This is a genomic window from Glaciimonas sp. Gout2 (assembly GCF_035018905.1).
Taxonomy (GTDB): domain Bacteria; phylum Pseudomonadota; class Gammaproteobacteria; order Burkholderiales; family Burkholderiaceae_D; genus Glaciimonas.
The window spans coordinates 1-217 of the sequence record NZ_JASJXA010000163.1 but is presented as its reverse complement, the minus strand read 5'-3'; the positions used below and the strand labels follow the sequence as shown (position 1 = coordinate 217).

Here is a 217-nt window from a genome sequence, read left to right as displayed (position 1 = left end):
CGCAAGTCAGACACGACCGCTGCCATCATGTATAGCCTCAATCTATGGCCTGCGCTAAAACGTTATTGTGACGATGGATGCATTGAAATCGATAATTCCGCAGCGGAGCGCTCCTTGCGTGGCGTCGCTATCGGACGTCGTAATTATCTCTTCGCGGGTGCCGACAGCGGTGGAGAGCGGGCTGCCGCTGTTTATTCACTGATCGGCACAGCGAAAT

Annotated in this window: 1 protein-coding gene; it reads left to right on the top strand. The window is 54.4% G+C overall.

Annotated features, from left to right (window positions below):
• The coding region (locus tag QN379_RS23610; protein WP_323507789.1) for an IS66 family transposase at positions 1–217 on the top strand (217 nt) is incomplete at both ends.